This is a genomic window from Pseudaestuariivita rosea (assembly GCF_017592335.1).
Classification (GTDB): domain Bacteria; phylum Pseudomonadota; class Alphaproteobacteria; order Rhodobacterales; family Rhodobacteraceae; genus Parasulfitobacter; species Parasulfitobacter rosea.
In genome coordinates this window covers 1-12,555 of sequence record NZ_JACNMP010000019.1, presented here as the reverse complement: position 1 = coordinate 12,555, position 12,555 = coordinate 1, and the positions used below count along the sequence as shown (strand labels likewise).

Annotated in this window: 15 protein-coding genes; 10 read left to right on the top strand and 5 right to left on the bottom strand. The window is 53.7% G+C overall.

The features are described from left to right. The first annotated feature begins 75 nt into the window (after window positions 1-75). A complete protein-coding gene (locus tag H7848_RS13025) occupies window positions 76-561 on the top strand; it encodes a c-type cytochrome (RefSeq protein WP_208352221.1) in 486 nt (161 codons plus the stop codon). A gap of 113 nt (window positions 562-674) precedes the next feature. Beyond that, complete coding sequence (locus tag H7848_RS13020; RefSeq protein ID WP_208352220.1) at window positions 675-1,781, top strand: glycosyltransferase 61 family protein; 1,107 nt, start codon at window positions 675-677, stop codon at window positions 1,779-1,781. A gap of 171 nt (window positions 1,782-1,952) precedes the next feature. Here H7848_RS13020 and H7848_RS13015 read toward each other — a convergent pair whose 3' ends face one another. The 4 genes from H7848_RS13015 to H7848_RS13000 form a co-directional block, all read right to left on the bottom strand. Then, window positions 1,953-3,305 (bottom strand): MATE family efflux transporter, encoded by a 1,353-nt coding sequence (locus H7848_RS13015; protein ID WP_208352218.1) that lies wholly within the window; start codon window positions 3,303-3,305, stop codon window positions 1,953-1,955. A 38-nt stretch (window positions 3,306-3,343) separates the two neighbouring features. Beyond that, window positions 3,344-4,264 carry a nickel/cobalt transporter gene (locus H7848_RS13010; protein ID WP_208352215.1) on the bottom strand — a complete coding sequence of 307 codons (921 nt, stop codon included), beginning with the start codon at window positions 4,262-4,264 and terminating at the stop codon, window positions 3,344-3,346. After that, a complete protein-coding gene (locus H7848_RS13005; protein ID WP_208352213.1) occupies window positions 4,252-4,878 on the bottom strand; it encodes a DUF1007 family protein in 627 nt (208 codons plus the stop codon). The genes H7848_RS13010 and H7848_RS13005 overlap by 13 nt, the downstream gene beginning before the upstream one ends. Before the next feature lie 74 nt (window positions 4,879-4,952). Continuing rightward, window positions 4,953-5,360 carry a universal stress protein gene (locus tag H7848_RS13000; protein ID WP_208352212.1) on the bottom strand — a complete coding sequence of 136 codons (408 nt, stop codon included), beginning with the start codon at window positions 5,358-5,360 and terminating at the stop codon, window positions 4,953-4,955. 210 nt (window positions 5,361-5,570) lie between these two features. On the opposite strand from H7848_RS13000, the gene H7848_RS12995 reads away from it, so the two are divergent. From H7848_RS12995 to H7848_RS12980, 4 genes are all read left to right on the top strand, one after another. Next, window positions 5,571-5,837: a hypothetical protein gene (locus H7848_RS12995; protein WP_208352211.1), complete on the top strand. Its 267-nt coding sequence runs from the start codon at window positions 5,571-5,573 to the stop codon at window positions 5,835-5,837. A gap of 64 nt (window positions 5,838-5,901) precedes the next feature. Next, window positions 5,902-6,561 (top strand): histidine phosphatase family protein, encoded by a 660-nt coding sequence (locus H7848_RS12990; RefSeq protein ID WP_208352210.1) that lies wholly within the window; start codon window positions 5,902-5,904, stop codon window positions 6,559-6,561. 12 nt (window positions 6,562-6,573) lie between these two features. Then, window positions 6,574-7,635 carry a saccharopine dehydrogenase gene (locus H7848_RS12985; RefSeq protein ID WP_208352209.1) on the top strand — a complete coding sequence of 354 codons (1,062 nt, stop codon included), beginning with the start codon at window positions 6,574-6,576 and terminating at the stop codon, window positions 7,633-7,635. Next, complete coding sequence (locus H7848_RS12980) at window positions 7,632-8,759, top strand: saccharopine dehydrogenase family protein (protein WP_208352208.1); 1,128 nt, start codon at window positions 7,632-7,634, stop codon at window positions 8,757-8,759. The genes H7848_RS12985 and H7848_RS12980 overlap by 4 nt, the downstream gene beginning before the upstream one ends. A gap of 55 nt (window positions 8,760-8,814) precedes the next feature. On the opposite strand, the gene H7848_RS12975 is transcribed toward H7848_RS12980, so the two are convergent. Continuing rightward, entirely contained in the window at window positions 8,815-9,927 is a 1,113-nt protein-coding gene (locus H7848_RS12975; protein ID WP_208352205.1) for an S-(hydroxymethyl)glutathione dehydrogenase/class III alcohol dehydrogenase, read from the bottom strand. A gap of 96 nt (window positions 9,928-10,023) precedes the next feature. Here H7848_RS12975 and H7848_RS12970 point away from each other — a divergent pair, with 96 nt between their 5' ends. From H7848_RS12970 to H7848_RS12955, 4 genes are all read left to right on the top strand, one after another. After that, complete coding sequence (locus H7848_RS12970; RefSeq protein WP_208352202.1) at window positions 10,024-10,299, top strand: I78 family peptidase inhibitor; 276 nt, start codon at window positions 10,024-10,026, stop codon at window positions 10,297-10,299. 235 nt (window positions 10,300-10,534) lie between these two features. Further along, window positions 10,535-10,876, top strand: a complete 342-nt coding sequence (locus H7848_RS12965) for a DUF2794 domain-containing protein (RefSeq protein WP_208352201.1) — start codon at window positions 10,535-10,537, stop codon at window positions 10,874-10,876. Between the two features lie 36 nt (window positions 10,877-10,912). Further along, window positions 10,913-11,419, top strand: coding sequence for a DUF1643 domain-containing protein (locus H7848_RS12960; RefSeq protein ID WP_208352200.1), 507 nt, complete (start codon window positions 10,913-10,915; stop codon window positions 11,417-11,419). A gap of 118 nt (window positions 11,420-11,537) precedes the next feature. Then, window positions 11,538-12,431 carry a calcium-binding protein gene (locus H7848_RS12955; protein WP_208352199.1) on the top strand — a complete coding sequence of 298 codons (894 nt, stop codon included), beginning with the start codon at window positions 11,538-11,540 and terminating at the stop codon, window positions 12,429-12,431. Window positions 12,432-12,555: the final 124 nt, after the last annotated feature.

Here is a 12,555-nt window from a genome sequence, read left to right as displayed (position 1 = left end):
GTGACAGCATTTGAACTTTACCTTCGGGCAAAGCGTATTAGTGTCAGACAAACCAAAACTCGAGGGAGATACCCAATGAAGTTCAAATGGATTGCGTTCGCGGCTGCGACACTGCTGGCTGGACCAGTTTTTGCAGATGCCCATGGTGGCATGGCTGCACCCACAGGTGATGCAGAAGCCGGGGAAGCGGCCTTTAGACAATGCGTGGCATGCCATATCGTGCAAAACGAAGAAGGCGAAACTCTGGCTGGTCGTCGCGCACAGGCCGGGCCTAATCTTTACCAGGTTTCTGGTCGTACGGCTGGCAGCGTCGAAGGGTTTCGGTATTCCAGCGCAATGACGGCAGCGGGCGAACAGGGTCTGGTTTGGGACGAAGAGGCATTTGTGGCCTATGTTCAAGATCCGACAGGTTATCTGCGCGAAGTTCTTGACGACAGCAGTGCTCGTGGCAGTATGGCGTTCCGTGTCCGCCGCGAAGAAGACGCAGTCAATCTTTATGCCTACCTGGTGTCACTGGCACCCAAGGAAGAGATGGAAGGCGACGCGGCCACAACCAACTAATAACCTTGCATAAGCGGTTCAAGGGCGAAACCCCGGCTTCGGTCCGGGGTTTTCTTATTTCATCTGCCTATTTTATGTATGGTCCGTAGAACCGATTTGGGGGCAACTAACCCGTGGATGATATTGGATCAGGTATTCGCAGTGTCGACAATGCGATCGTCAGGCCCTCATCTGCGGGCGAAAAAATGGGAATCCGTCAGATTTGCGGGGTCTTTCAAAACAACGGGCAAATCGTGCCCAAGGCGATGGTTCTGGGCAGGATTGGTCCATTGTCCATGACAGGGTCATGCCCCGATCCCAGTGATTTACCCCACCGACAGGGCCGGTGGCTTTATGGTGGTATTGGCTTTCATCATTTTGGTCATGCACTGATATTTTCGACGGCACGCCTTTGGGCTCTGGATCATCTTGATCACTCCCCGGATGGTATAGTCTTTATTGACCGTGGCGTGGGCAATCAAACGCGTGTCGGCACGACGCGTCATCTGCAAGCTCAGCTTGATTTTCTGGGTGTCGAGCTACCTGTCTGGACGATCAGCCAGCCTGAGGTTGTCGAGACGCTTTTGGTCCCGGATCAAGGCATCTCGACTCATGCGAGCCTCTTCCGAGGAACAGACCGATACCGCCAATATATCCGCCGGATCATCGACAAAAAAGCCGCAACATCGCTATATGGGGATGTTTATGTGTCCCGTCGGAAATTAGGGTTTCACAAAGCTGGTCTGATGTTCGAAGACCGCATACAGGAAGGTTTTGCCAAGGCGGGGTATCATATCTTTCACCCGCAGGATCATACACTTGATCACCAGATCAACGTTTACAAAAGCGCGCGGCGCATTGTGACAGTTGATGGATCGGCCCTGCATCTTGTTGCCTTTGCGGCGCAAAAGGACACCAGAATTGGCATTCTCAGCCGTCGCGGGTTCTATGCGGATGCCTTTATCGATCAGATCAAGGCATTTTCGGAGGCAGAAGCGGTCGCAATGAAAGTTTATGATACTGCCTATGCACCCCGATCATCGTTTCAGGATCGGTCTTTTGAATTTAAGGCGTTGTGCCAGACAGATTTCGACAGGTTGGCACATCAGTTGATCACAAACGGCTTCCTGGCAGAGAACCCAGGTTGGAAAAATCCACCCCTAAAACGTATTCTGAAACGCCTTGAACGGGCAGGGCAGAAAGGGCGCGATACCTATGCAGAGATCGAAAATCCGTCTTAGAAAGACACTTGCCATTTGATGAATGCGACAGTGTCGTCAAAGCATCGTCCAGAAAGTCTGCAACACAGAAGTTAAGATAAGAAAGGCAGTAACCATCCGCGGGTGGGCGTGAAACGCCTGCCCATGGGGGCGGTTGGTTGAGCAGGAGCGTTTTAGATTTTCAGAACAGTGTCAGGCTGGCTTTAGAATATGTCGTGACCAAAAACGCACAATCAGCAGCAAAGCCGCGACTGCCAGCCCGATCACAAGCCCCAACCAGACACCGATACCCTCCATTCCCAGCACGAAGGCCAATATATAACTGCAGGGTGCCCCGACGATCCAATAACTTATAGCCGCCATGACCATAGGCTGCCGCGTATCCTGAACGCCGCGCAGAAGACCAAGCGCCAGAACCTGCAGTCCATCAGCCAGTTGGAATATCGCCGCAACGGCCAGCAGGCTAACCCCAACAGCCAGAACCGCTGCGCGGTTTTCCTCATCCGGGCGCATGAACAGGTTGATCAGAAACTCGGGGACGGTCAGAAACAGGATGATCGTCAATACAGCAAAGATCATTGAAACGACAATGATGACCTGAGCACCGTCTTTCAAGGACTGGTCATCGGCGCGCCCCACAGCACGCCCGGCGCGAACCGTTGCCGTCTGGCTTAGGCCCAGATGCACCATGAACATGGCTGATGCCAGCTGCAGCGCGATGCCATGTGCCGCCAGTTCGACAGTTCCGATCCAACCCATCATGACAGAGGCTGCTGAAAACAACCCGCTTTCGGCCAGATTGGTCAGGCCGATGGGCCAGCCCAGGCGAAACACACTGCGGAATGCGTCTGGGTCACTTTTCCATATCCGTTGAAACAGCGCGTGTTCAGGGTTTTTGAAATCCGCATAAAGCATAAGCACGACAATCGAGAATATCTGCAGAATGACCGAAGCGACGGCCGCGCCGCGCATCCCCAATTCAGGCATCCCAAGGTTTCCAAAGATCAGCGCATAGTTCAGCCCGATGTTCATTATCGCTGCGGCAACAGTGACCCATAGCACGACCCTGATCTGTTCCAGCGCCGACAGATAGCTTTTCAGAACCATAACCAGCAACGCAGGAACAAAGCCAAAGGCCGCAATCCTCAGGTAGTCCTGGGCCAGTTGTGACACCAGCGGGTCCTGACCAATGGCAAGGAATATTGTACCCGATATCCAGAGCGGCAGCATCATGATGACGCCATAGATCGCCGCCAGCCACATGCCCATGCGCGTAGTCCGGCGGATTTGTACCTCATCCCCGATTTCAGACGCTTGCGCGACCATGGGCATCACAGCCCAGGCAAACCCGGTGCCCACGATAAACAGGACAAAGAAGGTGGCACTTGCCAATGTGACAGCGGCCAGGGCCTCGACCGAATACCATCCCAGCATGATCGCGTCGACCATGTGGATTGCAAACTGCGCCAGGTGGCTGCCCACCAAAGGCAATCCTAGGATCAGGATCGAACGGGCGTGTTCGGGGTATGTCTGCTGTGCGGCCATGATATCCCTTTGGCCGATTGCAGGGGGCGCGGCAAGTGTCAGATAGTGCGGATCAGCAAATTCACGGCAACAACGGCGACGATCCCGCCGACCAGCAGTTCAATCACAGGGACCGCTTTGGCGGCAACAGGACTGGACCCCATAGATGCCAGAAACCCTGTCCGCATCGTAACCGAAGCTATAGCGACCATGATCGTCACACTGGCGGTGCCCAGTCCCATGGTAAATGCGCCAGCGATACCCGCACCTTCGATCCCAATGCGCCATGTCAGGATCAGCAGGAACAGGGCGCCTGTGCAGGGACGAATGGCAATCGTGCCGATCAGCAAGACAGCGTCTTTGACTGATTTGACCTTCTCGGCCTCGGCCACGGTGGGGGCGTGTTTGTGCCCGCACCCGCAGCTTTCCTCGTGGTCGTGATGATGATCATGATGGTCGTGGTGATGCTGTTGTCTGTCAAGCTGTAGCTGGTTTCTTAATCTGGATGCACCGCGCCACAGCAGCCACAGGCCAATCAACACAATCGCGCCATAACTAGCTGGTGCCATGATATTGTCAGCGATGTCCTGCATATATTGTCGCGACCACCCCAAGACCAGCACGCCCGCATAGACCAGAAGAACCGCCGTTGCGGCCTGTGCAAGACTTGAGAGCAACGCAAGAACAGACAGACGAACGGCGGTGACCTGACGCGCCGCTCCATATCCGCCGATCAGAATTTTACCATGCCCGGGACCTATGGCGTGGAAAAAGCCATAGGCAAAGCAAACGCTTAGTAGGGCTATGGTCGCGCCCGGTTCGCCTGCCCGCAATTGACGCAGGATGCCCGCCATTGTGTTTTGTATATCGCGCTGTTGTTCTGCCGCCCAGATCGCCATTTGATCAAATCCGCCCGTCAACCACAGCGTCAAAAGGCCAATGGATAGAAGGGCGGCGATGGCGATACTCAAGCGGAGCATTTGACCGTCACACTATCTGCAAAAGCTTCGCCCACAGCGGGGAAGTTTTCTTCAAGCTCGGATTGTGGCGCGGCAAAAAGCAGCTCTTCCAAAAGGTCAGTGGCCGCAGCGATATCCGCCTTTTGCAATCGCGGGGCGCAGTCCTGTCGGCCCTCGACAGGGATGTCACCTGCGACTTCATAGGCTGTGTAATATGTCGGATCGAAAGCCTTGATTGTGACCGACTGATCCGCGCTTAACGGCTTGGCCAAAGGTCGGACATGCGTGCTGACAATGCGCCCGTCTTCCAAGGCAATATCATCCGCAACAGGGCCCGCAAATTCGACACCGTCGATGTAAAGATCGCCTTCGAAGCCTTCGATCCAGTTCAGATCGAAACCTTTCAACTGGGTCAGCTCGTCATCCGTGAGAACACCGTCATAATCAGGATCAAGCCGCATTTCTTCCATGATAAGCAAGGAATAGAATTCGTCATAGACCCAACCTACCCTCACGGCTTCCAGCTGACCGGCGTCATTGTAAATCAGACCCAGTCTGGTTTCGACAAAGACATGCGGATGCGCCATGGCGCTTACCGGAAGTGACAGGGAAAACATCAAGACGATACGAAACATCGATCTGAACATAAGGCGCAGCCCTTGGCGCCACAAGAGACGGTTAGGCAGAATACCCTGTTTTTGCCGATCCGCTATCGGATCACATGCACTGCACATTTTGCGTGTCTTACAACACGCGCGGCCGTACTGCCCAAAAGATAGTCCTGCATACCCGGCTGGTGCGAGGTGATAACAATGCAATCCATACCCTTTTCACCTGCATATTCCAAAATTGTCCGGCCCGAATGACCCGAGACAACATCAGCATGAGCGTTCTGCACGCCACTGACCATCTGCTCCATCTCGGTCACAATCGCTTTGCGGGCCTCTGTCAGATATTCTTCGGACAGATACGACAATGCATAAGGCGGAACTTCATCCATGACATGCAACAAGGTGATGCGCGCGCCGTCTTCAGCCAAAGCCTGTGCGACTTCGATTGCCGGGTTGGTATCGCGTTCTTTATCAAAAACGATTGGCACCAGAATATTTTTGTACATTGCCCTCTCCCACTTTGGTTCGCCTTTACAATAGGTGTGATCACGCTTTGGCGATTTGATTTATGTCACATGGGGGCGGCGTACTTAACCGTCAATTAAACAATTTCAGTGCATTGAGTATGCATGAGAAGAATCGTTCTAATATGTTGTTTATCCTGTATTTCTGCAGCGTCCCTCGCAGTTGCGGATTCTGGCTTTGATATTGTAAGCTTGATGCAGCCATCCGCCTTTGACACAGGCGTTTCTGCAGTTGAAGATGCACAAAAAACAACCCTTGTTGTCACGCATGATACCATCGACACCTTCGCCCTGCAGTTGGACATTGAAACGATGCAATCAGATCTGGAAAATATGCGGTTTTCATCATCGATCCTTTGGTCAGCTGGCGACAAAATGACCTTGACTGTCGGCACACAGCATGACCTGCATGACATGAACGAACTGACAATAGCCATAGGCACCGCCTTCGCCTTCTGACACTGCCAACCATTGCCTTGGTCTATACGATCCAGTACGCCCATGAAAAAGCATGGGGACGTGAATGGTCGAGATTACTCTGGTGCGCCATGGTCAAGCGCAAACCGGTGCCAAAGACGAAGACAGCTATGATCATCTAAGTGATCTGGGCTGGCAGCAGGCCCGATGGCTGGGCGAACATTTCAGCGTAAACCAACATCATTTCGATCACATGATATGCGGAACGTTGCGCCGCCATATCTCAACCGCTGAGGCGATGAATGAACATCTGGGGCTTGAGGTGCGCCAGGACGCCCGGCTGAATGAATGGGATTACTTCGGTCTGGCGAAGTCGCTTGAGGAAACGCATGCCCTGCCCTTTCCGACGGACCGGGAAAGCTTTATCGCCCATGTGCCGCAAGTTCTGACCGCGTGGAAGGCCGGGCAACTGGCCAGCCATCTTGAAACATTCGATGAATTCGAAGGCCGTACAAAGGCGATCATCGATCTGGCCGAACAGCTGGGCGGGCGGGTGCTGTTCGTGACATCCGGCGGGTTCATCGGCATGGCGATGCGGATCCTGTTGCAGCTTGAAATCAAAAGCTATGCGAATGTTCTGCTTCAGATACATAACACCTCGGTCCATCGCTATGTGAAAGCGGGCGATAATCTGGTCTTGGATGCATTTAACGCCATTCCACACCTGGAACGGGCGGATCGCGCCCATGCCCGCACACATATTTAAGGGGGCATATTCATGACGCATCTATGGGTCCGCGCCGAAGAACGCCCAAATGAACAACGTATTGGTCTGATGCCCGATGGTGCTGCGGCCTTGCTGGCACAGGGCTATCAGGTCACAGTCGAAGACAGTGCCGCACGTGCTATCTCGATTGATGGATATCGTGACACAGGATGTCAGATTGCAGCCGCAGGCAGTTGGCGCACCGCACCCGCTGACGCCATTATCTTTGGCCTGAAAGAACTGCCCGAAGATGGCAGCCCCCTGAAGCACCGCCATATCATGTTTGGCCACGCTTATAAGGGGCAACCTGCAGGTCAGCGGCTGCTGGCAAGGTTTAAGGCGGGCGGCGGCACGCTTTATGATCTTGAGTATCTGGTCGATGAAAGCGGCCGTCGTGTCGCCGCTTTTGGATATTGGGCGGGATACGCTGGTGCGGCTGTCGCGCTGCGTTGTTGGGCGGCACAACAGCGCGGCACAATCGCCGGGCCGGTTCAGGTCTTTGACAGCTCAAAGGCGCTTCTGGCTGATCTGCAAGTGGATTTGACCCAGGCCGGTTTCACGCGACCTACGGCGATCATCATCGGTGCTTTGGGGCGTGTTGGTACTGGTGCTGCAGATCTCTGCACGCATATGGGCGTTCCCACGACCAAATGGGACATGGCTGAAACCGCAAGCGGCGGGCCTTTCCCGGAAATCCTGGGTCATGAGATTTTTCTGAATTGCATTCTGGCCCGGCCCGGAGCACCCGTCTTTGTGCCTAAATCCGCGACGACGGCACCACGCCGTTTGACGGTTATAGGCGATATTGCCTGCGACCCTGACAGCGATTTTTCCCCAATCAAGGTCTATAACCGCGTCACAACGTGGGATGAACCGGCCTTGCGGGTGCATGACGTGCCACCGCTGGATGTCACGGCTATCGATAATCTGCCATCGATGCTGCCGGTCGAGTCGTCTGAGGATTATGCAGAACAGCTATTGCCATCGCTTCAGACGCTCGGCACCCTGGATCAGGGCGTATGGGCGCGGGCGAAAGACGTGTTCGATACGCATGTTGCGGGGGTTACGATATGACAGTGCATTGGTGCGGAACCGGCTTATCGACAGCCCCCGGTCTAAGGCGGCTGATCGAAAACGGACAGGACATTGTGGTCTGGAACCGCACGATTGAAAAGGCGCAAGCCGTTGTAGGCGATCTGACTGATCAGATTGAGGCCTTCGATCCCGATGCCCTAAAACAACGTCTGCAGCCTGGTGATGTCGTTGTGTCAATGTTGCCCGCAGATTGGCACGTGCCTCTGGCCAAGATGTGTATCGACGCGCACGCGCATTTTGTGTCGTCCAGCTATATCTCGCCCGAAATGCAAGCGCTGCACCGCGACGCCGAAATCGTAGGGGTCGCGCTGGTGAATGAGGTCGGCCTTGATCCCGGTATCGATCATCTGATGGCGCACCACCTTGTGGCCGATTACCGTGCCTCACCCAGTTACCACCAGGGCAATCATATCAGTTTTATCAGCTATTGCGGTGGTATCCCCAAACACCCCAACAGTTTTCGCTATAAATTCAGCTGGTCGCCTGTCGGGGTACTGAAGGCCTTGCGATCACCGTCAAAGTCCATCCGCGCCTATTCGGAACTTGAGGTGCACCAGCCGTGGGACGCCATGCATGACTACAGCGCCCCCCTGCCCGTTCCCGAAACGTTTGAGGTCTATCCAAACCGCGACAGCCTGCCGTTCATCGCACAGTATCATTTTGACCCAGGTTGGACGATCAAGGAATTTGTCCGGGGAACGCTGCGGCTGAACGGCTGGGCCGAAGCCTGGTCAGATATTTTTACCGAAGTCGGTCAAGCGGACGACGCGCGTTTGAAAGAACTGTCGGATCAGCTGTGGGCCGCGAACGCTTATGAAGAAAATGAGCCTGACCGGGTCGTTCTGTGCGTCTCGCTTCTGGCGGAAAAGCAGGGCGTTCCGGTTTATCACAAGACCTATGTGCTGGACGCCTGGGGTGACATGCGAGGATCAGCAATGGCGCGGCTGGTATCGGTGCCTGTGTCCTTGGCCGTCGAGGCGGTACTACTGCATGAAATCGGCGCAGGCGTTCATCCCGCCCCGAATGACCTGCGTCTTGTTCAGCGATGGATGGCCGAAGTCGACCGCATGTCACAACATCTGCAGATCGTCGATCATCTATAAAGTGATCGCGTATTTTTTTACGCAAAAACCGGTACACACTTTTGCGCAACACGCTCTAATAAACAACGACAGATCTGATCGATTTGCCCTGATGCATCAGATCGAAACCCTGATTGATCTCATCCAGTGCCAAGGTGTGTGTGATCATCGGGTCGATCTCAATTTTCCCGTCCATATACCAATCGACGATCTTGGGCACGTCAGTCCGGCCACGGGCGCCACCAAAGGCCGTGCCGCGCCAGACGCGTCCGGTGACCAGTTGGAAGGGGCGCGTCGCAATCTCGGCCCCGGCGGGGGCCACACCGATGATAATGCTTTCACCCCAGCCCTTGTGACAGGCTTCAAGGGCCGTTCGCATCACCTCGACATTGCCTGTGGCATCAAATGTATAATCGGCACCGCCGCCTGTCAGGTCGACCAGATATGGCACCAGATCCACATCAACTTCATTGGGATTGACATAATGGGTCATGCCAAACCGTTCTGCCATCGGTACTTTACCGGGATTTACATCCACACCCACGATCTGATCTGCCCCGACCAGTCTAAGCCCCTGGATCACGTTCAGACCAATTCCGCCCAGACCAAATACAATGGCACTACTTCCCGGTTCAACCTTGGCCGTATTGATCACTGCACCGATCCCCGTGGTGACACCGCAGCCGATATAGCAAATCTTGTCGAAAGGTGCGTCCTGACGCACTTTGGCCAGCGCAATTTCAGGTACGACGGTATGGTTGGCAAAGGTCGAACAGCCCATGTAATGCAGGATCGGATCACCATCCAGCGTCGTGAAGCGTGACGTGCCATCAGGCATCAGTCCCTGGCCTTGTGTACTGCGAATCGACTGGCAGAGGTTTGTCTTGGGGTTCAGACAATATTCACACTGGCGGCATTCGGGTGTGTAAAGTGGTATCACGTGATCACCGGGCTTCAGCGTTGTCACGCCCTCGCCCACCTCCAGCACGACACCTGCGCCCTCATGACCCAGAATGGCTGGAAACAATCCTTCTGGATCAGCGCCCGACAGGGTAAATTCGTCTGTGTGACAAATGCCTGTTGCCTTGATCTCGACCAGGACTTCGCCGGCCTTTGGTCCGTCCAGATTTACATCCATTATTTCCAATGGCTTACCTGCCGCGACCGCAACAGCAGCTTTTGTCCGCATGATCATCCCCTATCGTTTCATCCGAACGTGCCGCAAAGTCGGCGGGAATACAACAATCCGATTACCCCGCACTTGCGCTGCACTGGGAAAGTCGACATGAACAGCATCATGAAACGGTATTTGCTTTTGATGACACTGGCTGCCTGCACCCCTGTGCCCGAGCCAGAAACGCCCGAGGATCTGGCCAGCTGCAAAGCTGACGAATTTCCCTTTTTGATTGGTCAAACCACTGATGATCTTGAAGAAACGAAGATACTTCAGCCGGTCAGAATCATTCGTCCCGGTGCTATCGTCACACAGGATTACTTGCCTCAGCGTATGAACATTCATGTCAATAACGCGGGAACGGTCACGCGTCTAAGCTGCGGATAAAAAGGACCCCCGAGGTTTAATCGGGGGTCAAGGTCTCTCCTGACAGTAGTTGCAAGCCAAAAGCCATAAGAACGAGGGAGTTGTTCAAAACTTTGCTAATTGTTTGGCTTACTGAAACAATAATACACGTAAAAGGCGACTTTGCTGCGGTGTCCATTTGCAAAACCCGGGTCTATTTTGCGCCGAAAATAAGGCGGGCTTGATTTACACGAGATTTGACGCAACTGTATCTGCTATGACAGTTCAGCCGCTCATATCCAGCCAGCACGTCAACCATCGCCAAGTCAGCTTTCATAGGACTGAGTTGAGTATCATTCTATCGCTTTACGGACGGATGGTCGCCGCGGGCGAGTGGCGCGATTACGGTATTTCAAGCCTGCGTGACGTTGCCGTTTTTTCGGTTTTCCGGCGCACTGCTGAAAATCCGCTCTACCGTATCGAAAAGCGACCGAAATTGCAGGCTAAACAAGGCATGTATGCAGTGATTGGGATGGACGGACAGATTCTGAAACGCGGACACGATCTGAAAACAGTTCTAAGAGTTTTAGAACGCAAGTTGATCCGTGCGATCGATTGACTTGCCGTTGCTGGTATTTTCTGTGACTGAGCCTGCATGATTACACGCGAACATCTGAAAGGCGATGCACCGTCCGTCGCGGTGTATTCCGACTGTGAAAAATATCGCTATCTGCTGACACGAACATGGGATGTGACTGGCCGGAAGGTCATGTTTGTTATGCTGAATCCATCGACAGCAACCGAAGTTCAGAATGACCCAACCGTTGAACGCTGCGAAAGACGTGCGCGTGCGTTGGGCTACGGCGCATTTCGCGTTACAAATATCTTTGCCTGGCGCGACACCGACCCACAAAAGATGAGGAACGCCAAAGATCCAGTTGGGGATTTTAACGATCAGGCCATTCTGGAAGGCTGTGATTGGGCCAACTGCATCATCGCCGCATGGGGAACACACGGCAGGCATCTGTCCCGTGGCGCGAAAGTCGAACAGCTTCTAAGGCGCTCAGGCTTTCCGGTGTTTCACTTGGGGCTGTCCAAAGAAGGTCACCCCAAGCATCCGCTTTACATCGCTTACAGCCAGCGCCCTCAGATTTGGTTTTAAGACAAAATGTAACAAAAAATCCAAAACGTTTGGCTATTAAATTAACCACTTATCCAGCTTTTCGTTGCCTTTATGTTTCGGTGCAGTATCAGTCGACTGTCATAGGGGTGAAACGTTCATGTTTGGTATTCTTGGTTTAGTGGGTATCTTTGCGGCCGGGACCGCAGCCATGGTTATGTCGGTCAACCCGGATGATGTCGAAGACGATCAATCCTCCGACGAACCGCAAGCACCTGATGAAGAAATGGATATTGTTGGCTCTATTGATGAACTGATTGCCACCGGTGAGGCTAGGGAAAGCCTGACCGAAACACATGGCGGCCAGGATGGTGATCTGATCTACGGATCTGAAAGTGATGATGCTGTCGATGGCGCGGATGGTGATGACAGTATTTTCGGCTATGAAGGCGATGATCTGATTTATGCCGGTGACGGTGATGACTTTGTGGCTGGCAATCAAGGCGACGACATGCTTGCAGGTGCCGCTGGCAACGATGAATTGCATGGCGGCGAAGGCGAAGATACGATTTTTGGCGGATCTGGCGCTGATGTACTGGCCGGTTCAACAGGTGATGATGCTCTCTCGGGTGGCACAGGGAACGACCTGCTTTTGGGCCAAGAAGGTGACGATACATTGATCGGTGACGCTGGTGTGGACACGCTGGACGGTGGTATCGGCGACGATACGTTAATTCTGGGGCGCAGCGATACAGGTACCGGCGGTCTGGGCCGCGATCATTTTGTTTTAGACGCTGGTCAAGATCAGGACGGCGATGTGGCGCGTCTTAGCGATTATTCGGCGGGCGAAGATCAAATAACAGTCGTTTACGATGAAACCCAAGGTGAACCTCAGATCACATTAGCAGATAGCATCCACGAAGACGGCGCGACTGATATCATTTTAAACGGCACCGTGATCGCATCGGTTCTGGGCAATGATGTATCCATTGATGATATTACTTTGGTTGCACAGTCGCAGATGGATACTTCCGCTGGGTCACTTATGAGCTAGAGCGTGATGAAATCGACCTGAATCAAGGGGGATTCACATAGGCTTATTTTGCTGATTCACTGTCGCCGACCACAAGATGGAGGGCGAGCAGTGGGTAAGGCACTTTCGATGGACCTTCGGGAGA